Origin of the sequence: Paenibacillus sp. FSL M8-0142 (assembly GCF_038597315.1) — a bacterium.
GTDB lineage: Bacteria > Bacillota > Bacilli > Paenibacillales > Paenibacillaceae > Paenibacillus_AQ > Paenibacillus_AQ lactis.
Genome location: NZ_CP152008.1, coordinates 6,463,476 through 6,490,280 on the forward strand (window position 1 = coordinate 6,463,476; position 26,805 = coordinate 6,490,280).

Annotated in this window: 29 protein-coding genes; 3 read left to right on the forward strand and 26 right to left on the reverse strand. The window is 53.5% G+C overall.

Translation table 11 applies throughout. The features are described from left to right. Positions 1 to 60: 60 nt before the first annotated feature. Both NSQ46_RS29145 and NSQ46_RS29150 read right to left on the reverse strand, forming a co-directional pair. The gene (locus NSQ46_RS29145; protein ID WP_244152806.1) at positions 61 to 819 is read right to left on the reverse strand and encodes a DUF3891 family protein; all 759 of its coding nucleotides are present in this window, start codon (positions 817 to 819) and stop codon (positions 61 to 63) included. Positions 820 to 838: 19 nt separating this feature from the next. Then, on the reverse strand, positions 839 to 1,042 hold the full coding sequence (locus NSQ46_RS29150) for a DUF4177 domain-containing protein (RefSeq protein ID WP_007132987.1): 204 nt from the start codon (positions 1,040 to 1,042) through the stop codon (positions 839 to 841). 174 nt (positions 1,043 to 1,216) lie between these two features. Here NSQ46_RS29150 and NSQ46_RS29155 point away from each other — a divergent pair, with 174 nt between their 5' ends. After that, the gene (locus NSQ46_RS29155; protein ID WP_007132986.1) at positions 1,217 to 1,591 is read left to right on the forward strand and encodes a cupin domain-containing protein; all 375 of its coding nucleotides are present in this window, start codon (positions 1,217 to 1,219) and stop codon (positions 1,589 to 1,591) included. 300 nt (positions 1,592 to 1,891) lie between these two features. Here NSQ46_RS29155 and NSQ46_RS29160 read toward each other — a convergent pair whose 3' ends face one another. The 5 genes from NSQ46_RS29160 to NSQ46_RS29180 form a co-directional block, all read right to left on the reverse strand. Then, positions 1,892 to 3,019, reverse strand: a complete 1,128-nt coding sequence (locus tag NSQ46_RS29160; RefSeq protein ID WP_040740355.1) for a VanZ family protein — start codon at positions 3,017 to 3,019, stop codon at positions 1,892 to 1,894. Positions 3,020 to 3,168: 149 nt separating this feature from the next. Continuing rightward, entirely contained in the window at positions 3,169 to 3,576 is a 408-nt protein-coding gene (locus tag NSQ46_RS29165; protein WP_007132984.1) for a hypothetical protein, read from the reverse strand. A 281-nt stretch (positions 3,577 to 3,857) separates the two neighbouring features. Beyond that, positions 3,858 to 4,052 carry an HAD hydrolase-like protein gene (locus tag NSQ46_RS29170; RefSeq protein WP_007132983.1) on the reverse strand — a complete coding sequence of 65 codons (195 nt, stop codon included), beginning with the start codon at positions 4,050 to 4,052 and terminating at the stop codon, positions 3,858 to 3,860. Between the two features lie 2 nt (positions 4,053 to 4,054). Continuing rightward, positions 4,055 to 4,558 carry a GNAT family N-acetyltransferase gene (locus NSQ46_RS29175; protein WP_007132982.1) on the reverse strand — a complete coding sequence of 168 codons (504 nt, stop codon included), beginning with the start codon at positions 4,556 to 4,558 and terminating at the stop codon, positions 4,055 to 4,057. 319 nt (positions 4,559 to 4,877) lie between these two features. Further along, positions 4,878 to 5,210: a DUF2642 domain-containing protein gene (locus NSQ46_RS29180; protein ID WP_007132981.1), complete on the reverse strand. Its 333-nt coding sequence runs from the start codon at positions 5,208 to 5,210 to the stop codon at positions 4,878 to 4,880. A 393-nt stretch (positions 5,211 to 5,603) separates the two neighbouring features. Between NSQ46_RS29180 and NSQ46_RS29185 the strand changes: the two genes are divergently transcribed. Continuing rightward, positions 5,604 to 6,056: a GNAT family N-acetyltransferase gene (locus NSQ46_RS29185; protein WP_007132979.1), complete on the forward strand. Its 453-nt coding sequence runs from the start codon at positions 5,604 to 5,606 to the stop codon at positions 6,054 to 6,056. Positions 6,057 to 6,148: 92 nt separating this feature from the next. Continuing rightward, positions 6,149 to 6,631: a spore coat protein gene (locus tag NSQ46_RS29190; RefSeq protein ID WP_007132978.1), complete on the forward strand. Its 483-nt coding sequence runs from the start codon at positions 6,149 to 6,151 to the stop codon at positions 6,629 to 6,631. A 288-nt stretch (positions 6,632 to 6,919) separates the two neighbouring features. Here NSQ46_RS29190 and trxB read toward each other — a convergent pair whose 3' ends face one another. The 19 genes from trxB to NSQ46_RS29285 form a co-directional block, all read right to left on the reverse strand. Beyond that, complete coding sequence (gene trxB, locus NSQ46_RS29195) at positions 6,920 to 7,873, reverse strand: thioredoxin-disulfide reductase (RefSeq protein WP_007132977.1); 954 nt, start codon at positions 7,871 to 7,873, stop codon at positions 6,920 to 6,922. 127 nt (positions 7,874 to 8,000) lie between these two features. Continuing rightward, positions 8,001 to 9,683, reverse strand: coding sequence for a tetratricopeptide repeat protein (locus NSQ46_RS29200; RefSeq protein WP_208604324.1), 1,683 nt, complete (start codon positions 9,681 to 9,683; stop codon positions 8,001 to 8,003). A 144-nt stretch (positions 9,684 to 9,827) separates the two neighbouring features. Further along, positions 9,828 to 10,778 (reverse strand): ribose-phosphate pyrophosphokinase, encoded by a 951-nt coding sequence (locus NSQ46_RS29205; RefSeq protein WP_007132975.1) that lies wholly within the window; start codon positions 10,776 to 10,778, stop codon positions 9,828 to 9,830. Between the two features lie 173 nt (positions 10,779 to 10,951). Next, on the reverse strand, positions 10,952 to 11,806 hold the full coding sequence (hisJ, locus tag NSQ46_RS29210) for a histidinol-phosphatase HisJ (protein ID WP_007132974.1): 855 nt from the start codon (positions 11,804 to 11,806) through the stop codon (positions 10,952 to 10,954). 12 nt (positions 11,807 to 11,818) lie between these two features. Beyond that, positions 11,819 to 12,517 (reverse strand): bifunctional phosphoribosyl-AMP cyclohydrolase/phosphoribosyl-ATP diphosphatase HisIE, encoded by a 699-nt coding sequence (gene hisIE, locus NSQ46_RS29215; protein WP_007132973.1) that lies wholly within the window; start codon positions 12,515 to 12,517, stop codon positions 11,819 to 11,821. After that, positions 12,514 to 13,272: an imidazole glycerol phosphate synthase subunit HisF gene (hisF, locus tag NSQ46_RS29220; protein WP_007132972.1), complete on the reverse strand. Its 759-nt coding sequence runs from the start codon at positions 13,270 to 13,272 to the stop codon at positions 12,514 to 12,516. Before hisF ends, hisIE begins: the two co-directional genes overlap by 4 nt. A gap of 145 nt (positions 13,273 to 13,417) precedes the next feature. After that, entirely contained in the window at positions 13,418 to 14,149 is a 732-nt protein-coding gene (gene hisA, locus NSQ46_RS29225) for a 1-(5-phosphoribosyl)-5-[(5-phosphoribosylamino)methylideneamino]imidazole-4-carboxamide isomerase (protein ID WP_028406105.1), read from the reverse strand. Between the two features lie 319 nt (positions 14,150 to 14,468). After that, the gene (gene hisH, locus NSQ46_RS29230; protein WP_007132970.1) at positions 14,469 to 15,077 is read right to left on the reverse strand and encodes an imidazole glycerol phosphate synthase subunit HisH; all 609 of its coding nucleotides are present in this window, start codon (positions 15,075 to 15,077) and stop codon (positions 14,469 to 14,471) included. A 5-nt stretch (positions 15,078 to 15,082) separates the two neighbouring features. Further along, on the reverse strand, positions 15,083 to 15,688 hold the full coding sequence (gene hisB, locus NSQ46_RS29235; RefSeq protein WP_007132969.1) for an imidazoleglycerol-phosphate dehydratase HisB: 606 nt from the start codon (positions 15,686 to 15,688) through the stop codon (positions 15,083 to 15,085). Positions 15,689 to 15,763: 75 nt separating this feature from the next. Next, positions 15,764 to 17,047: a histidinol dehydrogenase gene (hisD, locus tag NSQ46_RS29240; RefSeq protein WP_040740360.1), complete on the reverse strand. Its 1,284-nt coding sequence runs from the start codon at positions 17,045 to 17,047 to the stop codon at positions 15,764 to 15,766. A 113-nt stretch (positions 17,048 to 17,160) separates the two neighbouring features. Then, positions 17,161 to 17,802, reverse strand: coding sequence for an ATP phosphoribosyltransferase (hisG, locus tag NSQ46_RS29245; protein WP_007132967.1), 642 nt, complete (start codon positions 17,800 to 17,802; stop codon positions 17,161 to 17,163). 64 nt (positions 17,803 to 17,866) lie between these two features. Next, a complete protein-coding gene (locus NSQ46_RS29250) occupies positions 17,867 to 19,063 on the reverse strand; it encodes an ATP phosphoribosyltransferase regulatory subunit (RefSeq protein WP_007132966.1) in 1,197 nt (398 codons plus the stop codon). Between the two features lie 246 nt (positions 19,064 to 19,309). Next, positions 19,310 to 20,533: an acyltransferase gene (locus tag NSQ46_RS29255; protein WP_007132965.1), complete on the reverse strand. Its 1,224-nt coding sequence runs from the start codon at positions 20,531 to 20,533 to the stop codon at positions 19,310 to 19,312. A 181-nt stretch (positions 20,534 to 20,714) separates the two neighbouring features. Further along, positions 20,715 to 21,221: an acyltransferase gene (locus tag NSQ46_RS29260; protein WP_007132964.1), complete on the reverse strand. Its 507-nt coding sequence runs from the start codon at positions 21,219 to 21,221 to the stop codon at positions 20,715 to 20,717. Positions 21,222 to 21,235: 14 nt separating this feature from the next. Continuing rightward, a complete protein-coding gene (gene ppaX / locus NSQ46_RS29265; RefSeq protein WP_007132963.1) occupies positions 21,236 to 21,883 on the reverse strand; it encodes a pyrophosphatase PpaX in 648 nt (215 codons plus the stop codon). A gap of 4 nt (positions 21,884 to 21,887) precedes the next feature. Next, complete coding sequence (gene lgt, locus NSQ46_RS29270) at positions 21,888 to 23,042, reverse strand: prolipoprotein diacylglyceryl transferase (RefSeq protein WP_007132962.1); 1,155 nt, start codon at positions 23,040 to 23,042, stop codon at positions 21,888 to 21,890. A gap of 19 nt (positions 23,043 to 23,061) precedes the next feature. Next, entirely contained in the window at positions 23,062 to 24,000 is a 939-nt protein-coding gene (hprK, locus tag NSQ46_RS29275) for an HPr(Ser) kinase/phosphatase (RefSeq protein ID WP_007132961.1), read from the reverse strand. A gap of 348 nt (positions 24,001 to 24,348) precedes the next feature. Continuing rightward, positions 24,349 to 25,473 carry a sn-glycerol-3-phosphate ABC transporter ATP-binding protein UgpC gene (gene ugpC / locus NSQ46_RS29280; RefSeq protein ID WP_007132960.1) on the reverse strand — a complete coding sequence of 375 codons (1,125 nt, stop codon included), beginning with the start codon at positions 25,471 to 25,473 and terminating at the stop codon, positions 24,349 to 24,351. A 104-nt stretch (positions 25,474 to 25,577) separates the two neighbouring features. Next, positions 25,578 to 26,804: a helix-turn-helix domain-containing protein gene (locus NSQ46_RS29285; protein ID WP_342575760.1), complete on the reverse strand. Its 1,227-nt coding sequence runs from the start codon at positions 26,802 to 26,804 to the stop codon at positions 25,578 to 25,580. Between the last annotated feature and the right edge of the window lies 1 nt (position 26,805).

The following is a 26,805-nucleotide window of genomic DNA, read 5'->3' on the forward strand; positions in this document are numbered from 1 at the left end:
CCTCCGAAGTAGTTATTGTCTGATATCTTCAAAAATACGTATAGCCCTGCACACTTCCGGCTACGGAACGAAGAGAACCTTCTGCTCGGTCCATGGAGCATGCTCAAATGCCTTCGCGATGCCTTCTTGTTTAATCTGCGCTTTCCGCACATGCTTATTCTTAAGCACAACCGGCCACTCCCGCTCGAACAGAAACGGGCTCAGCCTGATCTCTTCGCCGCCCAGCCATTCAGCCGCAACCCGCTGTCCATCCACGGACATATCAAAGCCATCCCTGAACCACGGGTGCTCCTCTTCCTTGGTCGCGCCGGGAGCGTTCATGCATACATAAAGCGAGAGGTCATCGCACAGCTGAAGCAGCGCAAACTGCCGCTGGATTGTCTCCTCATCCGGAAAAGGATGCTGACTCTTCAGCCTCTCCTGGCGCTCCAGCTCCGCATGATAAAACTCCACGAAGGGCGCTTCGGTCGCATTTTTCATAAACGACGCATAATGAAGGCTGCATAAGTACCCTGCATAGGGGTTCATCGCTTCCGTTTCGTCAACCCCCTTGGCATACATCAGCAATTTCGGCAATGTCGGATAATCAACAAAAGTAAAGGGTACCCCGACCGCATCATTCCAGATGGGCGTATCATCCATTGGCAGCCAGGCCCGATCATGCTCGGCGATTGCGAGCAGCACTTCTTCCACTACCGTTTCATCCAGGAACAGCTCTTTCCGGAAGCCCCGGGCAACGTCCCCGGAGAACCGGCCATGATCGTCCTGAGTTGTCATCACAAACGCATCTTCCGTCTCCCGAATGATCACTGGATCCACTCCCTCTTTCCTTTGGTCACTACTCGAGATATGCTTTCCGCTTCAGAACAGCAATAATATCATTGGACTGGCCCTGATACATGCTTGTATCGAAGCACGACACCAATTCCCAACCGTCGATCCCGTAGCTGTTCAGTAAATCCTCGAATTCCTCCTCATCAACCTTGCCCCCGAGAAATCCCCGTGTCTTAAATTTCAAAGTTTTATACTCCCATTTATCCATGAAACGTCACTCCTGTATGTTGTTCTTCAAGGCTTCCATCAAATCCGCTTTGACATGTGTGGTTCGCGAGTACGGATCTCTCGCTTGTATGCGAGAATTCACCGTGGTGCTATTCACCTTATGTTATCATACAATAGATCGTTTTTGATGAATTTTCCAAGAGGAGATGAGGCTTTGAAGATATTCCGCTTTGACATGGACGCCGGACGCCCGATTTCCGTATACGGCAGCCAGCATCTGATTATGTCGAAAATACTCATGAGTCAAGCAGCCATCCCCATTCACCACATCGGCTGCATGCACATCGGCGCCGGGGGCGTGGTCGGAGAGCATCCGGCATCGTCGGACCAATTGTTTATCGTTGTTGAAGGAGAAGGCTGGGTTACCGCCAATCATGGACCGAGAACGAAGGTGATTGCTGGACAGGCCGTGCTGTGGAAAAAAGGGGAGTGGCATGAATCCGGCTCCGAGCTAGGCATGACCGTCATCGTTGTTGAAGGGCCCTTGATTGAGCCCGATATGCCCGAAGCTGACGTTTATATAGGTTGAATGATTGATTTCCATACTTTCGACCGCTATTGATATAGCATCCGGCTGCCCCTGCTGAACCTACCGGTTGGCCGACATAAATATAAAAGCCGGTGTCTTGGGCTTAACCTTATACACCGGCCGTACTTCTTGATCTGTCCTTCATGGACGATTTCATTGGATTTGTTTGCTTCTTCCGCCGACCTGAATCTCCATCCCCGGCTCCTGCCGCATGCCATGGTATGAATCGAGTGCAGGCACAACGGCCAATATCGATAATATCCTTGGCTTTATCGAGCTTCTTCTTGAAAGAAGTAACGATCAGACAGTATTCCCTTCGCTTCGCCCCGCCGCAGGCTGTCTTTTCTCCGCGATCACCTGTCTGGTTCCGCTCTTCGCCTCATGCAGCAGCGTCCGTTCATGGTTGAAGAGGCACCGCAGCAGATGGACCATGACAACCCCGTCGATCAGCAGCATTCCCATGACATACAAGGCATACAGAAAGCCAGAGCCCGGGAAGCTCAGCGTTATCAGCAGGGCATGAATGCCGCCCCACACGACGTACAGCAGCCCATTCCGGATAATGATCTCTTTCAGCTTCAGATGTTCGCCCTGCCCTTGGATGCGAATCCGTACAATCCATTTGCCTACCGTCTGCCCCTCCAGCATATACGGAATTACGATATAGTACAGAATGACAACGATGAAATACGCGGCCTTCACGTTCAGCACCACGGACATAATCCCGATGACCGGCAACGTAATCATCGCATCGATGCCAAAAGCGATTGCTCTTCTTGTATAGCTGACCCGCTTCTTGGACAGATCCACCTTCTCATCCAACCGATCCATCCGTGGCAGATGGTTCTTCATCCAGTCGGCCAGCACGAAGCCAACCATCCCGCCGAGCGTATTGGTCAGCAGGTCATCTACATCAAACAGCCGATAAGGGTGGTCATAGAAGCCGTAGATCCCGGTAACCTGGGTTACCTCAAAGAACAGCGACAGACCGAATGAAGCAACCAGGCACGCACGCCAATTCACCCGGGCATAATAACGGAGGAACATGCCGAACGGCACGACCAGCAGGATGTTGAACACCACCTGCAGAAAAGCCCGCTCCTTAATCAAGTGTATATACGTCCCAGGCTCCGACAGAACCACCTGGGTTTCCTTCACAATATCGTGAATAAAATTGAGCGGAATCCACTGGATCACCGAGGACACGTCCATCGGTGCATTATGTCGAGATGCCGGCAGCGGGAGCAGCACCAGGTACACCGCATTGAGCAGATAGAGCAGGAACAGATACAGAAGAAACCCGCGAAATTTATTGAAATAGCCATACTTGCGGTACTGCACGATCAGAAACGGGACCGCACACAGCAAGGCTGCTATGGGAAAAGTCAAAAATGCATACGATATCGGGAACAAATACGCCTCCAGCACGCCCCGTTCACTCCCTTCATGAGGTTTCTATTTATAGTTTACAAGGTCCAGGTTAAATCGGGGGAGCGCCTTCGTTTAAAAAAGGGTTAAAATCCACCAGCTCCGTCCCTTCTTCTTGAAGATGGACGGTTCTTGGACAGGTATAGACCTCACCGTTTACGGGGAACTCTGCCGAAGCCGATTGAGGGTGGAAGGGTCAGCAGAAACTGTTCGCTTCCTCTCTCCCAGTCTATGGTGAGGATCAGTTCCTTATCAGGATCCAACATATCGAGCAAAGAACTGTAGTCCAGGGTGGAGAGGGTTTCTTTCATGCCGGCATCGTCCGTCCCCGCAATGATCTCGCCTTCCGAGAAGCGTCCTTTTCGATCCTCCAGCCGGTAGGTAATTCTACCGCTGCCTAGCGGCACCTTCCCGACATACTGAAGCTTTAATTTCCCGCCAAGCTCGTCCTGAAATACGGTCTGCTTCGCATTAACCTTATCCTTATGCGTAACGGTATAGTCCGCCTTCCACGCCGCACCTTTGCCGGCAAACTGCATCGTTTTCGTTCGATTCATGCCCGCACCTTCTTTAACCTTGTGATCAGTACGTAGCTATAACGCAGTTTCGGGGTAAAAGGTTTGGGGTTACCGTAACCGAATTCTCCAAACCTGCTTCCTATCCGAGCCGGACTCCTTTAGCCGAAAAAACAAGCGTCTTCGGTTAGCCCGGGACGCTTGTTCTAGCTTGTTCTAGCTTGTTCTAGCTTGTTCTAACTTGTCATGGCTTGTTAAAGCTTTCTAGTTCAGAAGCCGCTGGATTTTAGCGAACACAGTCCATATATGGCATTTTCGTTGCCTCACGTCCTTGCCTCTTCCTTATGATGGCCATGCAGCACCTGCTGAGCCTCATCCAAGGTTGTGCAAATGTAATCGGGCTCGATCCCTTCCGCCTGCGGTTTGCCCAGCCGGTTGAGCCACATCGCCGCAATGTCCAGGCTCTGCGCACCCCGGATGTCGCTCGTTAAAGAATCGCCGATATGGATCACTCTCATTTTTATACGACGTCCGCTACCATTGTAATGGATGTGCCAAATACGCCAACCTCTTGAAACCCAAAGCGCCTATATAATTTCACTGCTGCCGTATTCTCCGGCGCTACACTTAGGGATAACCGGGAGATGCCTCTGGATTTCGCTCCTTGAAGCAACGCCCTCATCAGCGCCGTTCCAATCCCTTGTCCCCTGCTCTCCGGCAGCAGGGCCATGCCAAGCTCCGGAATTTCGTCACTGACGTAGCCGAATCCTTTGTTCGCCTCGTCAAAATACCGCAGGGTAATCGAGCCCATCGGCTTTCCTTCCCCGTTGGTCGCGATATAGCCCAGATCGCTCTCTCGGCCCCAGCCCTCCACATATTTCCTCATGAAGGGTTCGTTGAGGATATCCCTGCTAAAGGGCTCCGCCCCATCAGGCACATACAGGGATTCGTACAGCATATCCCATAGAAAGGGCTCGTCCTGTGCCGTCGCCACTCGAATGTTATACGAATTTAATGAAGTCATGAAAAATCCACCTCTCTTGCTATCCCGCACCTTAGTCTCTGGATCTATAAAAAACGGTCGAAATATCACCGGATACACTTCCTACTTATCGTCGGTTGAGAACGAAAAGCTTAGGTAATATGGAAATCCGACACAGGCCTGCCCCATAGCTGGTGCTGCCATGAGAACAAACGAAGCCGGATCTGTCGTTTATAAAAGGCGTCTACGATAGACGCCTTCCGGATCCATGTATACATATTGGCGGTTTATACCGCCCGATCCTGCCTGCAACAGCGGTAAAATTCAATTATAGCCAAACTAAGATGACGTAAGGCCCCTGCTAATAGGGAACCCCTTCAAAGTACACCACCTGTGCCAACCGAATATGCAGCGCCTTGTTATCCCCGACGGTCAGCTGGATATGATCTGCGGTGACCCCGGAGAGGATGCCCTCTACTTTTCCCGCTGTCGTTACGACGGTAATTTTCGCCCCCTTATGCTTGAGCAGATGGTCCATAAACATTGGCTCTACAAGGGTTACGTAATTGACATGCAGCGGAACAGCCGATGCTCGCGGTGCAAGGTGCCCAGGAGTCGTAGGGGGTGCAGAATAGAAGCTGCTCGGCGAATATCCGGTCGGCGGCGGGTATCCGTAAAATCCATAGTTGTTCAAGCGCAAGTCCTCCCTTGTCATAAATCATCTTACACCTTATGTATGAGCGAATTCGGATCGCTATGTTTATCCTGGTGTATTTTTTCGAGGGAATCCGCTCCGATACAAGAGTTAGCGCCTTTCCCGATTTCCATTTGCAGCCGAGTGTGGAGGCGCTAATTGGGATTTCTTACCGCGTGCCTCTCCCGCGCGTGATGTAATGATCACTGCTGGTACGATGATCAGCGTCGACGCTCGGACGACAAGCCATGCGCTTGTTCCACTCGCACAAGGAACCACGGGGCGGGCCGCTGCTTCCATGAGAAGCGTGAGCGAGCCCTTTTTTGTGATAAAATAGCAAATATAATGCTTCGATTTCGAGATTGGAAGTGGAAGATGAAAGGAGACGACGCTATGAACATCCGACGGCTTATTCCTGGTGAACCGCCTCCCATGGATCTGCTGCTGCTCGCGGACCCTTCAAAGCGCCTGGTGGAGGACTATATCCATCGGGGACATTGCTACATCGGCGAAGTCGATTCCGCAGTTATCGGCGTATATGTTCTGCTGCCTACGCGGCCCGATACCGTCGAACTCGTCAATGTCGCCGTAGCGGAAGAGCGGCACGGCCAAGGCTTCGGCAAGCAGCTGGTCAACCATGCGGTCCGTCAGGCTAAAGAGCTCGGATTCGCCACCATTGAGGTCGGTACAGGAAGCACCGGTGTCGCCCAGCTCGCATTGTACCAAAAATGCGGCTTCCGCATGACGGCGATCGACCGGGATTTTTTCGTCCGGCATTATGAAGAGGAGATTTACGAGAACGGGATGCGGCTGCGGGATATGGTACGGCTATCCCAGGATCTATAAACTCCTAAGAACTCCGGCAGGATAGGCACCTTCCCCCGCGTGATTGAATAGGCTATCACATATTTCATCACATGGAGGAGACAAGAGAGGATATGAAGCATAATCCCAAGCATCTGGCGTGGCATGAGACGCTCGAGATGCACGAATTAACGGCCTTCCAAGCTAACAACCTGATGGGGTTCAAGATGGCGCTCGGCGATATTCAAGACCCGCAGCTGCACAGCCTGTACATCGAAGCGATCCAAGGCGTGGAAAACAACCTGAAAGAGCTGCTTCAATATTTCCCGGAAGCCCCTGTCGGCACCCGCAAGCTGTCCGAGGCTGATTTGACCGCCTATTATGCCGGCCATCTGCTCGGCTTCGCCAAAACGTCGGTCCGCAATTACGCGATCGCCATTACCGAAACCGCGACCCCAAGCCTTCGCGAGACGCTGCAGAAGCAGCTGAACAAGGCGATTGAGCTGCACGGGAAAGTGTACTACTTCATGTATGAACGGGGCTTGTACCCTTCCTACAATCTGAAGCAGCTGCTTTCGAACGACGTCAAGAACGCCAATAAAGCGATCAGCTTGTAATTGGAGTTCCGGCGGGCTCGGCTTTACTCTACCCTGCCTGGCCCGGACCCCTTCTCCACGGCTTTCATCGGACATTGGAAATGCGACGGTTTACGGGTTAAGTTAAGGTCCAACTGCAAGTTTGCTCAGGCAATGACTTACAGATGGATCCACAAGTTTGAGATCTGCATCTTGTACAATAAAGCCCCCGGCTTCAGCCCCCCGGACATGACGGTTTATCGTCGTCATCCGTAAGGCGCTGTAAGCTCGGGGGCTTCTTCGCACTTCCTACTGTTTGAACAACCTCTATTATGGGTTGAGCGTTTCGCTCCAGTCATGCACCATATGGCCTTCGAGGAATTTCTCGCAGTCCATCGCAGCCATGCAGCCAGTGCCTGCTGCAGTGATTGCTTGACGATAACGCGTATCCTGCACGTCGCCGCAGGCAAATACGCCTGGAATATTCGTCTCGGTCGTACCTGGCTTAACCAGGATATAGCCGGTAGGATCCGTTGTAATCTGACCGCCGAGGAAGCCGGTATTCGGGGTATGGCCGATCGCCACGAACACGCCTTCGGCTTCGATCAGCTCTTCTTCGCCGGTCTCATTGTTTCTTACCTTCAGGCCTTTCACGCCCGTTTCGCTGGTCACGACTTCAAGCGGCGTACGATCGAGCGCCCATTCGATCTTCTGGTTCTCTCGTGCGCGATCCTGCATAATCTTCGAAGCTCGCAGCTCCGTACGGCGATGAACCACCGTAACGCTGGAAGCGAAGCGCGTCAGGAAGCTCGCTTCCTCCATCGCGGAGTCGCCGCCGCCGATGACGATGATCTTTTTGCCGCGGAAGAAGAAGCCGTCGCAAGTCGCGCAGGTGCTTACCCCGCGGCCCACATTCTCCTGTTCGCCCGGAATGCCCAGATATTTGGCGGATGCGCCGGTGGATATAATTACAGACTCTGCCAGAAGCTGACCCATTCCTTCAACGTTCACCTTGAACGGCCGCTCGGAGAAATCAACGGACTCCACCCAAGCGCTCTTGAATTCGGCTCCGAAGCGCTCCGCCTGCTGGCGCATATTGTCCATAAGTTCCGGGCCCATGATACCTTGCGGGAACCCTGGGAAGTTCTCAACTTCGGTCGTGGTTGTCAGCTGCCCGCCGGGCTGCATGCCCTCGATGACGAGCGGCTTCAGGTTTGCGCGTGCCAAGTAGATGGCTGCCGTCAATCCGGCAGGCCCGGTTCCGATTACGATGGATTTATACATAGATACAGCCTCCTAGTATATAGGGTGATTGAATGCTTCTACATCCTATTCATGACTTAACCGCGATTCCATGATGCAACAGGGAACGCTTTCCTGTCCTCTGATCCACTGATTCGCTAACCCATACTTAAATATTCTCTGTAAATGGGCGGAAATTATGATCCGATTGCGCCTCGTCCCCGCAAACACTGTTAATTTGACGTGCATACCGGCTGACCGTCGAAGGCGAAATCCCGTAACGGACGGCAACCTCCTCGTACGTCAGGTTGCGTCCACGCTTCTTCGCGGTCCAATATTCCAGCGCCGCTGCCCAGCCCTCTACGTTTCGGATGTTCGGGATGTCCGGATACAGACGGCTGAGAAAGTCGGTCCAGAGATTCTCCATCTCTTTCTTCAAGAAGGCATCGGATCGCATGTCCATCGCCTGCTCCGCTCTCTCCAGAACGGCCTTCCAGGAAAGCAGCCAGTCGGGCAGCACTTCTCGGGTTTTGACCGGAGCGGCGTCGCGGTCTTCCCTGCGGTCCGCAATCCGGTTGCTTGCCGACTCCATATGCTGCAGCACAAGGCGGGCAGCCGTCTTCAGCTCCGCGTTCTCTCCGGGCTCCTGAAGGAAGGATTGCAGCGCATGCTGCACCTCTTCATCGGCAATCAGCTCGAGCGTACGGATAACCTGCAGCTTCGTCTGCGGATCACCATGCCGAAGCGCCCAGAAGAATGAAGAACGGATCAGCGGATTCTGCTTCGCCTCCTCGGTCAATTGATCCCCATCCTGCTCCCACCGTCTGAACTGCTCCTCAAACGGCAAGTGATAGTGATAGCTGACCTTCATTTGATCGGTTCCCGTCTCCTTGCGTTTCTGGAGCTGAGCCAGGTAGAAATCGGGAATGACCGACTCGGGATCAAGCTTCGCGGCATGGCGCCAATATTGCTCCGCCTTCTCGTAGCGGCCGATATTGCAGGCAGCCACAGCGGTATAATGATACAAGCTCGGATCGGAACTAAATTCTTCATGCTTCAGCAGCCGCCGGAAATGTCCGTACGCCACCTCATGCTGCCCAAGAATGCCCATCGTCGTTGCCAGCTTGAATACATGCTCCAGGTGAAACGGCACCGTGATGCGAAGCATGTCCATCAGACGGTCGCGCTGCTCCACGTCTCCTTCATGCTGATAGAAGATCGCCAGGTTGCACAAGCCGTGCAGATTCCCCGGCTCCTGATCCAGCACCTCGCCGATCGTCCGTTTCGCCGAATCGAATCGTCCCATATAATAATAGGCAAGCGCCAGGTTGTTGCGCGCGGCAAGGAAATCCGGATGCTCCTTCACAATCTCCTCCAGCTGCTTCACCGCCTGCGCGAATTTGCCCTCTTCCAGCAAAGCGCGGGCATGCTCATGCTCAACGACGCCTTCCCGACTCTTGATGCGGTTCAGCTTGGCAGGACGATTGAGCTCATACTGCAGCAGCTCCATCATCTCCTCCGCCTCATCCAGAAACTGCCCGTTCGGGTCTTCTTCCAGATAAGTGACCAGCGCTTCCTCCGCTTTCTCAAACTGCTCCATATTGGCATAGTTGTTGGCCATATAGAAATAGCATTCGGTCATCGACGGATCGACCTGCTCCAAAATGTGGGCAAGCACCTCGTTCGAAGCTTTATAATCTCCCGTCTCTGATAATATACCCGCCATATTGCAATGATTCACCGGATTATCCGGTTCATATTCAACAGCTTTGCGAAAATATTTAAGCGCCTTTTCATATTGGTAACGATCCAGCGAGCGAACCGCCCGATCGAAGAAAAAGTTCGCGTTCATTTCGATAGATATAATGTTGTGAGGGTCACTCGACCCGTATGGATTTCCATTCACGAAAAGCAAGGCACCTCCTTTTAACTTGCTCCTCTATCCAGAACAGTATAACACAAGTTACAACATCATTTGCAGAAAAAAGACACCAGCTTACACACCGGCGTCTTTGAATAAAGTGGCGATGGATCCGCCCTCAAGTATAATTTGGGTAGCCTGCGCCAGCATCGGCGCAACCGACAGTACTTTCAGCCGCATCCGGCAGTGATGCTCCGGCAGCACGATCGAATCCGTTACGACAATTTCTGCAATATGGCCATGATCCAGCCGGTCCAGCGCTTCGCCGGAGAATAGGCCGTGCGTCGCGCAGACGATCGCATCCTTCGCCCCGCGCTCCTTAAGTCCCTCCACGACCTGGACGATGGTGGTGCCGGTATCGATCAGATCCTCGATGATGATAGGCGTGCGGCCGGCCACATCTCCGATCACGTGCGTAATGACCGACTCGTTATGGGCCGGCCGCTGTTTGATCATGATCGCGAATGGGGATCCCAGCCTGCTGGCCAGCTTCTCCGCCGTTTTCGCCCGGCCTGCGTCCGGGGACACGATAACCGGCTGCTCGATGTTCTTCGTCTTCAAATACTCCGTAATGAGATCCAGCGCTGTCAGATGATCCACCGGAATATTGAAGAAGCCCTGGATGGCCGGGGCATGCAGATCGATCGTAATCACCCGGTTTGCCCCGGCTGTCGTCAGCACATCAGCCACCATCTTAGCGGAGATCGGCTCACGCGGAGCCGACTTGCGCTCCTGTCTCGCATACCCGTAGTAGGGTACGATAATATTGATGGTTCTTGCCGAAGCCCGCTTGGCCGCATCGATCATGACCAGCAGCTCAACGAACATTTCATTGATAGGCTGGGAAAAAGACTGCAGGAGAAACACATCGCAATTGCGGATGCTCTCCTCGTAGTGAACGTAGATTTCGCCGCTCTGGAAGCGGGAAATTTTAATCTTGCCCAGCTCCACGCCCAGCTGCCGGCTGATGCTTTCGGCTAGCTGCGGATTGGACGTTCCGGCGAACAATCGAAGGGTACGATACATGGAGACCTCCTGACACAATAAATGGTTTAGGCGCATGCTGCACACCCGTCGATTAGGAAAGCGCTGTCGCGAAATCAGGCTGCCCCCTCCCTGCAAGGCCCGCACCTCGCGAGCATCGGGGAGGAGAACAGCCGTCCGTACGAGCATGTCCCGATCAATATCTATATATCTTATTATACATCGTTTTCTTCATCACTCAAAAAATGACCATCCAAAGGCACCATCTCCCGCTTTCGCCCGCGGAAGGTCGCAATGTGCCGTACCCCCAGGTCAGCCAGCAGCGCCCGTGCCTTATCCAGATGCTCCCCGAGCTTCCCGGGCTGATGCGCATCCGAGCCCAGCGTCAGGGGAATGCCAAGCGCAATCGCTTCCTCCAGCATACGGCTGCTCGGAAACATCTCCTCGCAGGCCTTGGATAGGCCGGAAGCATTCAGCTCCATCGCCTTGCCGCTTTTGGCGACGGCTGCAAGCGCAGCGTTTTCCAAAGCGATCACTTCGTCCGCCTGCTCCTTGCCCGGTCCGTAGCCGAACCGTTTGATCACATCCAGGTGGCCCATAATATCATAGAATCCGGTCGCTGCGGCCTTCTGCACCGCATCGTAATATTGGCGGTACACCTCGAGCGGGTCCTTCCCTTCCCAGCCTTGGGTCTGGCGATAATCCGTGATGTCCCACTCGCCCAGGAAGTGAACCGAACCAATGACATAATCCCAAGGATACTCGGCGATGATCCGTTCGATCTGCTCCTCATAGCCTTCGATATAGTCCCCTTCCAGCCCGACCCGGATATCGATCTGCCCTTGGTAACGGTCCTTTAGAAGGAGGCACTCCTCTACGTATCGGGGGAGCTCCTCCATGGGCATCGCCATTTCGGGATAATAGGAAGCAGGGTCAACGTGAATGAGCGGCATATGATCCGATAAGCCAAGCTGATCGTAGCCAAGCTCAATCGCACGCTGCACATATTCTTCGAGTCGTCCCTCTGCATGTCCGCAGCGGACATGGTGCGTATGATAATCGATATGCATCGATACTCCCCCCTAATCGCGGCGCGGACGTTCGTGACGGCGGCTCAGCTCGGCCATGATCTCATCAAGCGGAAGCTTCCGCTCCTGCAGAAGAACCAACAGGTGATAGATGAGATCGCTGACCTCCAGCTTCAGCTCGGCGTTATCCTTATTTTTAGCAGCGATAATCGTCTCGGAGGCTTCCTCGCCGACCTTCTTCAAGATTTTGTCCACGCCTTTATCGAACAGATAGGTCGTATATGCACCCTCCGGCCGTTCCACCTCACGCTGCGCGATGACTTCTTCCAGCTCGGCCAGCACGGCGAACCGATCACCTGCGGCTTCCTGTCTATTAACCTGGCCGCGGATCGAATCTCCGGCCTTTATCTCCCGATAAAAGCAGCTCGTTTCCCCGGTATGACAGGCAGGCCCTTTCGGTTCCACCTGCACCAGCAGCGTATCCCCGTCACAATCATAGGCTATCGAGACCACCGTTTGAGTATTGCCCGAAGTGGCGCCCTTATGCCATAGTTCCCCGCGGGAACGGCTCCAGAACCAGGTCTCGCCGCTCTCCAGCGTCCGCTTGAGCGATTCCCGGTTCATATAAGCCATCATCAGCACCTGCTTGCTGCTTGCATCCTGCACGATCGCCGGCACCAAGCCGGCCGCATCCCAGCGAATATATTCGCTTGCCTGCTCCAGGATCAGATCCTTTCCTATATCCTCGCTCACCGTACATTCACTCCTTTTACTCTAAGCTGCCCCTTCAAATCGGGAATGGAAATTTCCTTATAGTGAAAAATGGTTGCCGCCAGTCCGGCATCGGCTTTGCCCTTCGTAAACACATCGTAGAAGTGCTCCTCATCTCCGGCACCGCCGGAGGCGATCACCGGAATCCGAACGGCCGATGATACGGCTGAGGTTAAGGCCAGATCGAAGCCGTCCTTCGTTCCGTCCGCGTCCATGCTCGTCAGCAATATTTCGCCTGCGCCTAAGGATTCCGCCTGCTTCACCCAATCCAGCGCCTTGATGCCGGTTGGCGTTCGGCCGCCGTGCGTGTAGACCTCCCATTCGTCCCAGTCTTCGTTGTATTTGGCGTCGACTGCCACCACGATACACTGGGAGCCGAATTTGCGTGCCCCGGCCGAGATCAGCTCCGGCTGCTTGACCGCCGCCGTGTTAATCCCGATTTTGTCCGCACCTGCGCGAAGGATCCGCTTCATATCATCAACGGAGGAGATGCCGCCGCCAACCGTAAACGGAATCGCGATTTCCCCGGCCGTCCGCCGCACGACCTCTTCCATCGTCGCCCGTCCTTCCACCGAGGCCGAAATGTCCAGGAACACCAGCTCATCTGCACCTTCGCGATCATACAGCGCTGCGAGCTCCACAGGATCTCCCGCATCGCGGAGATTTACAAAGTTAACGCCTTTTACAACCCGCCCGTCCTTTACGTCCAGGCAAGGGATAATCCGTTTTGCCAGCATGGTTTCGTCTCCTCCCCCTGTTAACCAACATATGATCGATACCATGGCGTTCGAATCCCTATGAACCGATCACCCATCAGAATCACTTGGCTTTTAATTTTGGGCAAAATCCACCGAATCCCTCCATCGCCCTGCAGCGCGAGCCTTACCCGATTCGCTGAACCGCCCCGGCCAGGTCAATATGGCCCGTATACAGCGCTTTGCCGACAATGGCACCGCCAACGCCATCTTCGCGGTGTGCGCTCAGCGCCAGCAAATCCTCAAGCCGGGTTACGCCTCCCGAGGCAATGACCGAGCGGCCGCTGGCCTTAGCGAGCGATACAATGGCCTCTACGTTCGGGCCCTGCATCATGCCGTCGCGGGAAATATCCGTGAAGATGAATGTCTCCGCGCCTTTGGCTGCAAGCTCCTTCGCCAATACTTCCGCCTGCACCTCGGATGTTTCAAGCCACCCCCGTGTTGCGACATACCCGTTCCGAGCGTCGATACCAATGGCCACCTTGTCGCCGTACCGGCCGAGCACCTCCTCTGTGAAAGCGCGGTCCTCAATCGCTGCCGTACCGATGATCACCCGGCTGACGCCGAGTCCCAGCAGCCGCTCCACATCCGCCAAGGTTCTAAGACCGCCGCCGACCTGGACCGGCACATTGACGCTCGACGCAATGCTTCCGATGATTTCATCATTGACCGGATGGCCGGCTTTGGCTCCGTCCAAATCGACCAGGTGGATGAATGCTCCGCCCTGCGACTCCCAAGACTTGGCCACTTCCAGCGGATTGTCGTTGTACACCGTTTCCTGGTTGTAATCGCCCTGTACAAGCCTAACGCATTTTCCGCCGCGAATATCGATGGCCGGATATATGATAAAAGAGGACATCCCCATACCCACTTTCCATTCAATTTAGAGGTTGTTCAAAAAGTCGTCTTTTGATCACGAAGGGACTTAAGAAGCAAACTCGGCATCGAATCTTGAATTCAGCCGGGCCTAAGCTTATGCTTCCGAAGCATGTTTCCTGCAGAAACATTTTAGGTGCTCACGTACACAAAACAGCAGGTGCTTTCGATGTCGTTTTCTACGAAAACGTGTAGCGCTGCTCCTGACGTCCCTACCTTCATCTAACCTAAAGCGTTTTGAAGAAACGCACTTCGGAAGCATGCGCTTCGGTGCTGAAAATCCGACTTTTTGAACTCCCACTTTAGGTTAAAGCTAAGAAATTACGGAGCAGGCTCATGCCGAGCTCCCCGCTCTTCTCCGGATGAAACTGCATGCCGTATACGGAGCCCCGGCCGACAATCGCCGTTACCGGTTGCCCGTAATCGGTTACCGCCAGCAGATCCTCCTGCGCCTCAGGGAGGACATGGTAGGAGTGAACAAAATACACATGCCCTTCCTCAAGCCCGGCCAGCAGCGGGTGCTCCGGCTTCTGAAACTGCAGGGCATTCCATCCCATATGCGGCACTTTATAATCGCCTCCGGCAAACCGGACAACCGAGCCGGGCAGCATATCAAGCCCTTCATGGTTCCCATGCTCCTCGCTCCGGCTGAACAGAAGCTGCATGCCGAGACAAATTCCAAGCAGCGGCTTGCCAACAGCGGCAGCTTCCTTCATGACCGCATCCAGCCTGGTCTGCCGCAGCTGCTCCATCGCATCTCCGAACGCGCCGACCCCCGGGAGAATTACGCCATCTGCAGACAGAAGCTCCTCACGATCCCCCGTGACAAGCGGCTCGAAGCCGAGCCGCTCCACTGCCTTGCTGACGCTGTGCAGATTGCCCATGCCATAATCGACGATTGCAATTGCCATAGAGGTTAGAGCACTCCCTTCGTGGATGGCACGCCCGTCACCCGCGGGTCGATGCTGGTCGCTTCGTCCAAGGCACGGGCGAGCGCTTTAAACACCGCTTCGATCATATGATGGGTATTCTGTCCGTAATGAACGATGACATGCAGCGTAATCCGCGCCTCAAGCGCCAGCTTCCAGAGAAACTCGTGCACCAGCTCGGTATCGAACGACCCTACCTGCCCGGATGGGTATTCGGCCCGGTATTCGAAGTGCGGACGGTTGCTGATATCAACGACCACCTGCGCCAGCGCCTCATCCATCGGCACGAATACGCTCGCGTATCGTTTAATGCCCCGCTTGTCCCCGAGCGCTTCCCGCAAGGTCTGTCCAAGGCAGATGCCGATATCCTCAACCGTGTGGTGATCATCAATTTCGATGTCGCCCTTGGCCTTCACGCTGAGATCGAAATGGCCATGCTTCGTAAACAAATCCAGCATATGGTTAAGGAAGGGAACATCCGTCTCCAGCTCGGAAACTCCGGTTCCGTCTACGTTCAGCTTTAAGGTAATGTCCGTTTCATTCGTTGTTCGGCTCACACTGGCGGTGCGGCCTACCGCTTCAAAACTGCTCACGATGATACCCCCTATATAGTCTTGTGTCATGATCGTTATACGGTATAATTAGCATCCCTGCTATAACCGGTATAATTAGCGTTCCTGCTCGAGCCGGATGGCGATTGCCCGGGCATGGCCCTCCAGCCCCTCGCGCCTTGCCAGCTCCATAATCTGCTCGCAGTTAGCAAGCAGCGCCTCCCGGCTGTAATAAATCAGGCTCGACTTCTTAATGAAGTCGTCCAAATCCACCGGGGACGCGAATCTCGCCGTGCCGTTGGTCGGAATGATATGGTTCGGTCCTGCAAAATAATCCCCCACCGGCTCCGAGCTGTACGGGCCGAGGAATATGGCTCCGGCATTCTCGATCCGCCCGGCCAGCGACATCGGCTCCTCGGTGACGATCTCCAAATGCTCCGGCGCCAGGCGATTGATAAGCTCGATCCCCTCAGCCAGGGACTCCGTAACTACGACCGCGCCATATTGGTCGATGGATGCTCTGGCGATATCGCGCCGCGGCAGAAGCTTCAGCTGCTTCTCCACCTCAGCGGCGACCGCCTCGCCAAGCTTGCGGGACGGCGTCACCAGGATAGCCGAGGCCATTTCGTCGTGCTCGGCCTGAGACAGCAGATCAGCCGCGATATAAGCAGGCTCCGCCGTGTCATCCGCCAGAATGGCAATCTCGCTCGGTCCGGCAAGACTGTCAATGTTGACGGCGCCATACACTTCGCGTTTCGCCAGCGCCACAAATATGTTGCCCGGTCCGCAAATTTTGTCCACTCGAGCTATGCTATCGGTGCCGTAGGCCAATGCGGCAATCGCCTGAGCGCCGCCTACGCGGTACAATTCCGTAACGCCGGCCTCCGCGGCAGCTACCAGAATATAAGGGTTGATCCCTTCCTCTCCCCCGGTGGATGGCGGGGTTACCATGACGATTTCGGGAACGCCGGCCACCTGAGCCGGAATGACGTTCATCAGCACCGACGAAGGATATGCCGCCTTGCCCCCGGGTACATATACTCCGACCCGCTTCAAAGGGCGGATAATTTGCCCGAGTATGCTTCCGTCCGGTTGAACGTCCATCCATGAATTCCGCTTCTGCTTCATATGGAAGGCGCGAATATTGTCCGCCGCCGCCCGGATCGCTTCCACGAACGATGACTCTACCTTCTGATAAGCGGCCTGCAGCTCTTCGTCCGTAACGCGGAGCTGCCCGGCCGTCAACCGGATCCGGTCCAGCTGCTCGGTATACCGCAGCAGCGCGGCATCGCCTTCGGTCCGCACCGCCTGTACGATCGTTTTGACGATTTCATTCTGCTCCGGTGTGCCATAGTCATTTTCCCGATTCAATTGAAAGTCGGATGCTGATACTACCTTCACCATGATCTCCCCCTATCCCGCTTGATTCCTGACGTAACGCTGATGTCCGATTTCTTACGTGGTGTTTCTTCTTTATCGATTCGTATACCCTGCTGCCTATACGCCAAGCCGTTTTAGCGGTTAACTTGCCCTTCCGTTATAACCTGCTGCAGCCGGTCGCACAATGCCTGAATTTCATTATTCTTCATTCGGTAGCTGACGCGGTTCGCAATAAGACGGCTTGTAATTTCGAACAGGCTCGTCATTTCAACCAATCCGTTCTCCTTAAGCGTCTGTCCGGTCTCCACCATATCCACGATGCGGTCTGCCAGACCGATCAGAGGCGCGAGTTCAATCGAGCCGTTCAGCTTGACAACCTCAACCTGTTGTCCTTGCTCGCGGAAATACTGGGAGGCCACATTCGGATACTTGGTTGCGACCCGCTGGTGAATGCCGGGCTTCCAGTCCGGCAGCCCGATGATGGACATCCTGCATCTTGCAATGCCTAAATCAAGAAGCTCGTAGACATCCTTGTTCTCCTCCAGAAGCACATCCTTGCCGACAATGCCGATATCGGCTACGCCATACTCGACATAGGTCGGCACATCGACCGGCTTGGCCAGAATGAATTCCATGTCGGCTTCCGGCAATGGGATGACCAGCTTCCGCGTCTCATCCACATCGAGGGGAATCGGCAGTCCGGCTGAACGGAACAGCGCGGAGGCTTTTTTATATATACGCCCTTTGGGCATCGCTACTTTCAACGTTTCCGTCACGTTCAATCCTCCTGACTTAACCTTGATTGAAGCTCTAAATCTCGCATATTCTACTCCGCCGGGACTACTTTAGTGTAATGATTTCCCGGTAGCCTTTGTTCAGTAAGCTGCCTGCTGCGCCTGATGAGCCTCCGACGTGCTCGGTCTGATCGTTCTCACGAATCAACGATGTTACTACCGTGAGGCCTTCTGCCCGCAGCTTCGCCGCTTTGGCCAAGCCTTCCTCCCGGCACTCCGCCGTATAGCGGACCAGGATCGGGAGCGGCTCTTCCATCGCCGCGCCTGGAACGCCATCCAGAATCCGATTGGTCTTCAGCGCAAATCCGGTAGCCGGAACATCGCGGCCAAACTGCTTCAACAGCTTGTCATAACGACCGCCGTTCGCCACAGGCGATCCCAGCTCTGCGGCATACCCTTCAAACGTGATCCCTGTGTAATAGGAGAAGTCTCCGAGCAGCGTCAAATCGATCATTACATGTCCCGATACCCCGTAAGCCTCCAGCACTTCCCACACATGACCCATGTGCTCAATGGAGGAGCGCGCTAGCGGATTGCTGCTAATCTCCAATGCCTGCTCGGCGATCTCTTTGCCTCCGCGAAGCCGGAGAATGCCTTCCAGCTGCTCCTGCTGCCGTGCCTCCAGCTTCAACCCGGCGATGGTTCCCCTGTAGCCGACGTAGTCGCGATTGAGCAGATCCTGCTTCAGATTTTCCTGATCCTCCGTCCGTTCCGGGAGTACCTCCTGCAGCAGACCGTTCAGGAACCCCATATGTCCCATGGCGATTTTGAACCGTTCTACCCCGGCAGCCCGCAATGATTCAATCGCCAGCGCGATAACCTCGGCATCCGCTTCCGGTGAGTCGTCGCCGACAAGCTCAACGCCGGTCTGGAAAAATTCCGCCTCTCTCCCAGCCTCCTCCTCGATTGCCCGAAACACATTCGCATGGTAGGACAGTCGAACCGGAAGCGGCTCATCCTTCAGCAGCGAAGACATAACCCGGGCGATGGGCGCAGTCAGATCCGACCGCAGCACCATCGTGGTGCCCCGTTTATTGAGAAGCTTAAACAGCTTTTGGTCCGACGTGGAGCTAGCCACGCCTACCGTATCGTAATATTCCATCGTCGGCGTCATAATTTGCCGGTATCCCCAGCGATCCATGCAAGCCAGCACCTCACGCTCGATCCGGCGCAGCTTGGCGACCGCATGCGGGAGATAATCCCGGACGCCTGCCGGTTTCTCGAAGCCCTTCGGTTTAGACATGATCCCACCTCAAATTCAGTCCGTTTTGCGATTTACTTCAATATGGTAAAGTGTTAACTTGCTAATAAGATAAAGAATAATATTGGCTATATTACCATGAATGTAACCTTATCGTCAATGGAATGCAAACACATTACTCGGGCGCACGATTTTTTTACCCCATATACTCGCAAAAAAAACCGTCCGGATTCCCGGACGGTTCGCATGAGTGCAGCATTCTCTTTACTTCGCAGTTCAGTATTCGGATTAGAGATCCACCGATTTTCGGCTGTCACCGGTAACGGTGTCCTTCGAATGGGACGGCGCCGGTGTCTTAGGAGCCCGCTTGAGCGAACGCGGAATGCTTCCGAGCAGCACCCAAGCCCCAGGAATCCACCGCATAAAGGCTTGTACGGCCAGCCCGCTTACGATCAGCGCGGTTACCATTCCGCCATAGACCCAGATCAAATAATCGTCGGTTACCGGGTTCAGCTTCGGATCGAGCTCCCGATAAAGGAACAGCCACAACGGGTGAACCAGGTAGATGGCGAAAGACAGCTCGCCGATTCGTGTTAAGAGCTTCACGAGCCACTTCCAGCCGCCGTGGTACAGCCAGTTGGCCAGCTGCATCAGGACGAGTGCGGAGAAGATGGTATGCAGGTTCCAGAGCAGCTCGTACAGCAGGGAATCGTATTTGGCTCCGTGCAAGCGTTGGTTGTACCAGATCTGCACATGCGTCAGCGCCATGAACAGCCAGCCTCCCCATAGCACAACCGTTCCGGCTTTCTGCCTTGCACTTTGCTTCCACCAGGATAAGGTAAGCCAGTCCTTAAACTTGTCATAATGCATAGCAAGAAATGCACCAAGCATATAATAAGCCAAATAGGAAATGGCCAAGCTTCCTTTAAACTCGTACCGCAGCTCGTATTTATTCCAGATAATAAACGCCCACTGCAGCAGGAATCCGATCGGCACGGCCCACCGGACCAGAAAACGGGAAGACTTGAACAGTGCCAGGAAGATCGGAAACAGAATGTAGAACTGTAAGCTGATAAACACAAAGTATAAGTGCGTGTAGTTCTGACCGCGAATCAATCGCTCGAAAAAGACCGGCAGCTGTGCCGACAAATCAAATGACGGGCCCAAGTAGCCGTTTTGATACATCCGGACAAAGAAATACAGGATCGAGAACAGCAAATACGGGAGCAGAATGTACAACAAACGCCGTTTATAGAAGTTCCCGATTAATTCTTTAGTCAATGGTCGGTCCGCATAGTTATAGAACAGAACGAAGCTGCTCAGAAATATAAACGAAGGCGTTCCATATTTAAAGAAGATATTGATGAAGTTAATAATATAGTAAAATCTCGAATCAATTGCATCGACCGTGGCAAAGGATGTCGCATGAACGTGCAGCACGCCCAGAATCGCTAACGCGCGGTAAATATCCAACTGCGGCAGCCGCTCCTTCTTGATCAGCGTAGCAGACATGTCGAGCGTCGCCTCCTTGTATCCATTTTTTCATATCTTTTTACATGTATCACGCTTCGGAACCGACAAAAAAGTCCCTCAAGGCGCATCATACCCAAGGGACTATAAGTTCGCTTCTTGACGATCCTCTATCATTCTACAATAAATCCTGTCGAATGGGAACCATTCCTGCCGCATTGCCTCATATTGACTCGTTTTCCGCTGCTGCCCTTCCCAGCTCTCGCAGCGGGTTTCCCCCTACGAATGCCCCGGGAGCAACGTCTTTATGTACAACGGAACCGGCTGCAACTACCGCGCCGTCCCCGATCGTAACGCCCGGCAGAATCGTCGTATTGGCACCGACCAGCACATTCTCTCCAATCCGCACCTCGCCAAGACGGTACTCCTTAATCAGGTATTCGTGCGCGAGGATCGTCGTGTTGTACCCGATCACCGAATTCTCGCCGACCGTGATTTTCTCGGGAAAGAACACATCCACCATAACCATCAATCCGAAAGCGGTATGCTTGCCGACCGTCATGCCCAGCATACGGCGATAGATCCAGTTCTTCATTGGAAGAATCGGGCAATAACGGGCAAGCTGAATGAAAATGAAATTCTTGACACCTTTAAACGGACTGACCGTGCGATAGATCTGCCACAGCGCATTCGGTCCCTCGACCGGGTAACGGGTTAACTTTCTGGCCATGCTGCCCCAAACTCCTATTCTTTAGGAAGTCCTACGATGTCATACAGGTCTCTCATATCCCGAATGATGTAATCCGGTTCGTATGCTTGAAGCTGCTGCTCCCCCTTAAGCGACCAGGCCACGGCTGCGGCCTTCACGCCTGCCGCTTTGGCGGACTGGATGTCCACCGGGCTGTCGCCGATCATGAGGGTCGTCTCCGGGTTTGCTCCCAGCCGCTCCACCGCAGTCAGCACGGGCTCGGGATGCGGCTTCGGATGCTCCACGTCGTTTACCGTCACAATCGCAGACATAAACCGCTCCAGATCATATTTCTCCAGCGTCATCATGGTCGATGGCCGGATCTTCGTGGTAACGACGCCCAGTGCAAGTCCATGTTTATAGAGTCGCTCCACCACTTCGTTTACGTGAGGGAACGTTCGCACCATCTCATCATGATGAAGCGCGTTGTAGGAGCGGTACGCTTGAACGAAGGAACTCACATCCTCCGCGCCGGAGAAAGCCTGAAGCTGCTGCTCCAACGTCGTCCCCATATGGGGAATGATTTGTTCCCGCGTCAGTGGACCCGTCTGTCGGGACTCGAAGATATGGAGAAAAGATGAAATAATCAATTCATTGGTATCGATAATGGTGCCATCCAAATCAAACAGTACGGTTTCAATCATGCTGCTACTCCTTTTTATCCTCCGTGTCCGGCTTCAAGGCCGGATCCTCTGTATACGAATCAGACTCCCCATTGCCCGAATCGCGCGGGGTTGCGGGGCGATCCTCCTCCTGGATTTTGACGTTAGCGTCTTCCTGCACCTTATCGGTTCGGTTTGCGGACACCGGCTCAGAAGCCTTGGCAGCCGAAACCGGACTCTTCCCGGCTTGCGGGTCGGCTTCTGGCGCTTCGGAGACTGCCTTTGTGGAGACAATCGGGTCCAGGTACCGTTCGTTGGCTTTTCCCGTCACCCGCCGCACGATAATGAGCACAATGCCCCCGATCACGAGCAGGATCGACAAGAGCTGCGATATCCGGATGTTGCCATAAGCCGGGTCCAGATACCCGAGCTCGAAGCCCATCCATCTCATTGGAGCCCACAGCGTATTGTTGATGAAGTCTGCCACGGGTTGTGCTCCCTGGAACGCCAAGCTGTCCGTTCGAACAGCTTCGATAAAGAACCGCCCGATGGAATACCAGATAAAGTAACCGATAAACAGCTCGCCGGCCCGCAGAAACCGAAGTCTCCGTATAATCAGGACCAGGATGATGCCGACAACGTTCCATAACGACTCATACAGGAAGGTCGGGTGATGAAAGACTCCCTGCACATTCATTTGATTGACGATAAAATCCGGCAGGTTCAGCGTGTTGCGCAAAAAGGACTCCTCTACCGGTCCGCCGTACGCTTCCTGGTTCACAAAGTTTCCCCAGCGTCCGATAATTTGACCGGCGAGCAAGGACGGCGCACAGATATCGGCAATCCGCCAGAACGAATAGCCTTTCCTGCGCACATAAATGACAGCGCAAATAACGGCGCCGATCAGCGCACCATAAATGGCGATCCCGCCATTCCAAATTTTGAACACGTCCAGGAAATTATCCTTGTAGTCTTCCCACTTGAAAGCCACATAATAAATACGTGCAGCAATGATTGCGGATGGAACCCCAAGCAGCAGCAGATCCATGAAAAATTCCTGCGGAATACCGAACCGTTTCCCTTCCCGAATGGCCAAGAGCAGCCCGACCAATGCGCCTAAGCCCAGAATCAGGCCATACCAATGAACACTCAGCGATCCAATGGAGAACGCCACTGGATCGATAAGTAATGTTTGCGTCATAACTTAACCTCCCCTAGTCCTAATCCAAGTCATCCATATCTTCGTTAATCGTTGCTGTTAATTTGTTCGTAAACTGAAGTGCCGCGTTGAGTCCCATTTGCTTCAATCGGTAATTCATTGCCGCAACTTCAATAATAACCGCAAGGTTACGCCCAGGACGAACCGGAATGGTCACTAGAGGAATGTCGGTATCAATAATGCGTGTCGTCTCTTCATCCAATCCCAAACGGTCATACTGCTTATCCTGCTGCCAGGCCTCCAAACGAACGACCAGCGTGATTCGTTTGTTGTTCCGGACGGCACCGGCGCCGAACAATGTCATGACGTTGATAATGCCGACTCCGCGGATTTCCAGCAGGTGACGGATTAACTCCGGCGCCGTGCCATGAAGCTGAAAATCGGAGGTTTGGCGAATCTCCACCGCATCGTCCGCAATTAAGCGATGTCCCCGCTTCACCAGCTCCAGGGCGGTCTCGCTTTTCCCGATCCCGCTTGAACCGGTGATAAGCATCCCTACGCCATACACATCGCATAATACGCCGTGGATCGTAGTCGTCGGAGCCAGTCGACGCTCTAGGAAGCTCGTAAATCGGCTTGTTAAAATGGTAGTTGCCATACTGCTCCGCAGCACCGGCAAGCCCTTCTCTTTGCTGACTTCAACTAACTCTTCCGGCACTTCCAGGGAACGGGTTACGACAATGCATGGTGTTTCATCCGTGCACAGGCTGCGCATCCGCTCCTTTCGCTCCTCAGGCTTGAGCATACCGAAAAATGCCAGCTCTGTCCGTCCCAAAAGCTGTACGCGCTCACGCGGATGGTATTCGAAATAACCTGCCATCTCTAGACCCGGGCGGTTAAGATCATCCGTTGTAATCTGACGTTTCAAGCCCTCCTCGCCCGAAATGACCTCCAGCTGGAATTGTTGGACCAGCTCGGACACTTTTACTTTCTTGGCCATGGTCTTACCCCTCTTCATCCAGTATGTAAACATCATAACGAAGCCTGCCTTAATAGGCTGAAAGACCCGTTATCCATGATTTGTTTCATCGGTTGTCGCCGGTTTTACGGCGATGCCAAACTTCATCATGCAATGATGTGGCCTTAGTACGCAGCTGTCTCAATCCTATTCTTAGCATTCGTGATGTAGGCCCTGCTTTGTGCTTATCTTATCGAAAAAAACCAAGGATTGCAATTCAGGTTATCGCTCATGCTGCTGATTTCATATCATGGTCACCCTCATCGAATACCTAAAAAAACCGCCCTTGAGGGGCGGTTTTTCAAGAGTTAGCCGTTTCTGCCTTGGGGATTAGTCCTCCACCAATACGTTCAATTCGGACTCTTTATCAAAGATATGAACTTTGTTCATGTCGATAGCCAATTTCACATTGTCGCCTTCACGAGTAGTGGAACGTCCGTCAACGCGGCCGATTACGGTATCCGTACCAAGTCCGCTCAGGTACAAGAGCATCTCGTGACCGAGGTTCTCTGTAACGTCAACTTTAGCCGTGAAGATTGTGTTCGGGGAAGCTTCCAGGAATACTGGCTCTTCATGGATATCTTCTGGACGAACACCCATAATAACTTCCTTGCCGATCATCGATTTATTCTTCAGAAGCTGTGCCTTACCGCCTGGAACCTGTACATTCAGTCCATCGGCAGTAAAGTATACGCCGCCGTTCTGCTCGGACAGCTTACCGTTAATAAAGTTCATGGTTGGGGAACCGATGAAGCCTGCAACGAACAGGTTTCTTGGGTTGTTGTACAGCTGCTCCGGAGAGTCGGCTTGCTGAATGATACCATCCTGCATAACGACGATACGGTCACCCATCGTCATGGCCTCTGTCTGGTCGTGCGTTACGTAGATACAAGTGGTTTCAAGGCGCTTAACCAGCTTTGTGATTTCTGCACGCATCTGACCGCGGAGCTTCGCATCCAAGTTGGAAAGCGGTTCGTCCATCAGGAAGACTTGCGGATCGCGGACGATCGCACGGCCCAAGGCAACGCGCTGACGCTGACCACCGGAGAGAGCCTTCGGCTTGCGGTCCAGCAAATGCTCGATATCCAGAATTTTTGCTGCTTCACGTACACGCTTGTCGATTTCGTCTTTCTTCACTTTACGGAGTTTCAGGCCGAATGCCATGTTCTGATATACGTTCATATGCGGATACAACGCGTAGGACTGGAACACCATCGCGATGTCACGATCTTTAGGAGCTACATCGTTAACGACGCGGTCGCCAATGTAGAGTTTACCTTCGGAAATTTCCTCAAGACCTGCGATCATACGCAGCGTTGTGGACTTACCGCAACCGGACGGACCTACCAATACCAAGAATTCTTTATCTTTAATATCAAGATTCACGTCGATTACCGTTGCTTTATCCGCACCTGGATACTTCTTGTAAATATGCTCTAAGCGTACACCTGCCATGTGCATTTGCCCCCTCTTAGGAAAGTTATGAAATCGAATACAATTTATAATATTATATTACCTGATGGGCACCTGACTTGCTATACACAATCTGCACAAAAAACCTATTTCCTTTTCGTCACTTTATACAATAGCAGTGTTATTTTCACTAATACCGCATCGCTGAAGCTTCGAACGTCCAGCCCCGTTTCCTGCTTGATCTTATCCAGGCGGTACAGCAGCGTGTTCCGGTGGATATACAGATGCTTGGCCGTCTCACTGACGTTGCAGTCCAGCTCGAAGAAGGATTCCAGCGTCGATAACGTCTCGCTATCCTCGAACAGATCGGTATGACCGGCGGCATACTCTCGTAAAAATAAATTGCGCTGGTATTCGGGAATACTGTATACCAAACGTTCTAAATGAAGCCCGGTCGACAGGTGTATATGTTCCTTAACCTGAAACGTACGCCCGATGGTCATCGTTTCCCTCAGCATGTTCACCGCCTGCGGAAGGGCGTGTAAGGCATTTACGGAAGGTATGGCCGATATATGAAAGTCCCCGACCCATTCCGTAGAGATCAGCTCGTATAGCCCCATACAGAATAAGGCCAGCGAGTCCTGCTCCCCTTCGGCAGTAAGCTCTTCTTTATCATCCACAATGCCCACCAGCAGCTGCTGCTCTGCCAGAATGAGCCATTCCTTCTCATGCAGCGGCACAAGTACAATGTCTCCGTCAAAATAGCTCCGTAATAGTCGCTGCAATGCCTTATAGCTCGGGGCCGGGGCATGTTCGCTTTCATTCAGGAGCAGAAACGGCACCATATCCGCCGACAGGCTTGAACGGATCGGCAGCTCTTCAGGCAGCTCGGCAACCTGCTCACCTGCTTCCAAGCACTCCTTCAGCCATGCGCCCAGCTGCTGTGCAGAACGCTCCTCCTCAGCTTTAGAACCGCTCTTGGCATTTAAAGATGAGGCTCCTCGCAGTGTGGAGAGCCATAGCTCAATGAGCCGGATTTCCGAAACGGTTAAATCCCCCCGGGCCGCTGCAATCACGATACCCGGTTTCTGCATTTGGATCGGGATCCAAATCTCACCGAGTGCTTCGTTGTCATAGGCACCGGCTGCCGTTAGCGTCATGGACCTGGCTTGTCCGTGCTGAAATTGAGGACTTTTCGCCTTGGATTGAGTCGACCGCTTGCCTTGTGACCCGCCGATACTCACCGCATCATCTTGAGAAGCCGCTAGCGCCTTAGCGAGTTCTCCATATTCTTGCTCATTCAATGTTTTCAATCTCAGGGATATGCCCAGGGTCTGCTCCAGCTGCTGAACGATGTGCTCCATCTCCACCATT

What these genes read in the sequence shown, in the direction of transcription:
- NSQ46_RS29150 (WP_007132987.1), bottom strand. Translation starts at nt 1,042, where the DNA reads ATGGATAAATGGGAGTATAAAACTTTGAAATTTAAGACACGGGGATTT.
- NSQ46_RS29165 (WP_007132984.1), bottom strand. Translation starts at nt 3,576, where the DNA reads ATGAATCGAACGAAAACGATGCAGTTTGCCGGCAAAGGTGCGGCGTGG.
- NSQ46_RS29170 (WP_007132983.1), bottom strand. Translation starts at nt 4,052, where the DNA reads ATGAGAGTGATCCATATCGGCGATTCTTTAACGAGCGACATCCGGGGT.
- NSQ46_RS29175 (WP_007132982.1), bottom strand. Translation starts at nt 4,558, where the DNA reads ATGACTTCATTAAATTCGTATAACATTCGAGTGGCGACGGCACAGGAC.
- NSQ46_RS29185 (WP_007132979.1), top strand. Translation starts at nt 5,604, where the DNA reads ATGAACATCCGACGGCTTATTCCTGGTGAACCGCCTCCCATGGATCTG.
- NSQ46_RS29190 (WP_007132978.1), top strand. Translation starts at nt 6,149, where the DNA reads ATGAAGCATAATCCCAAGCATCTGGCGTGGCATGAGACGCTCGAGATG.
- trxB (WP_007132977.1), bottom strand. Translation starts at nt 7,873, where the DNA reads ATGTATAAATCCATCGTAATCGGAACCGGGCCTGCCGGATTGACGGCA.
- NSQ46_RS29200 (WP_208604324.1), bottom strand. Translation starts at nt 9,683, where the DNA reads ATGAACGCGAACTTTTTCTTCGATCGGGCGGTTCGCTCGCTGGATCGT.
- NSQ46_RS29205 (WP_007132975.1), bottom strand. Translation starts at nt 10,778, where the DNA reads ATGTATCGTACCCTTCGATTGTTCGCCGGAACGTCCAATCCGCAGCTA.
- hisJ (WP_007132974.1), bottom strand. Translation starts at nt 11,806, where the DNA reads ATGCATATCGATTATCATACGCACCATGTCCGCTGCGGACATGCAGAG.
- hisF (WP_007132972.1), bottom strand. Translation starts at nt 13,272, where the DNA reads ATGCTGGCAAAACGGATTATCCCTTGCCTGGACGTAAAGGACGGGCGG.
- hisA (WP_028406105.1), bottom strand. Translation starts at nt 14,149, where the DNA reads ATGTCCTCTTTTATCATATATCCGGCCATCGATATTCGCGGCGGAAAA.
- hisH (WP_007132970.1), bottom strand. Translation starts at nt 15,077, where the DNA reads ATGGCAATTGCAATCGTCGATTATGGCATGGGCAATCTGCACAGCGTC.
- NSQ46_RS29250 (WP_007132966.1), bottom strand. Translation starts at nt 19,063, where the DNA reads ATGTCTAAACCGAAGGGCTTCGAGAAACCGGCAGGCGTCCGGGATTAT.
- NSQ46_RS29255 (WP_007132965.1), bottom strand. Translation starts at nt 20,533, where the DNA reads ATGTCTGCTACGCTGATCAAGAAGGAGCGGCTGCCGCAGTTGGATATT.
- NSQ46_RS29260 (WP_007132964.1), bottom strand. Translation starts at nt 21,221, where the DNA reads ATGGCCAGAAAGTTAACCCGTTACCCGGTCGAGGGACCGAATGCGCTG.
- ppaX (WP_007132963.1), bottom strand. Translation starts at nt 21,883, where the DNA reads ATGATTGAAACCGTACTGTTTGATTTGGATGGCACCATTATCGATACC.
- lgt (WP_007132962.1), bottom strand. Translation starts at nt 23,042, where the DNA reads ATGACGCAAACATTACTTATCGATCCAGTGGCGTTCTCCATTGGATCG.
- hprK (WP_007132961.1), bottom strand. Translation starts at nt 24,000, where the DNA reads ATGGCCAAGAAAGTAAAAGTGTCCGAGCTGGTCCAACAATTCCAGCTG.
- ugpC (WP_007132960.1), bottom strand. Translation starts at nt 25,473, where the DNA reads ATGGCAGGTGTACGCTTAGAGCATATTTACAAGAAGTATCCAGGTGCG.
- NSQ46_RS29285 (WP_342575760.1), bottom strand. Translation starts at nt 26,804, where the DNA reads ATGGTGGAGATGGAGCACATCGTTCAGCAGCTGGAGCAGACCCTGGGC.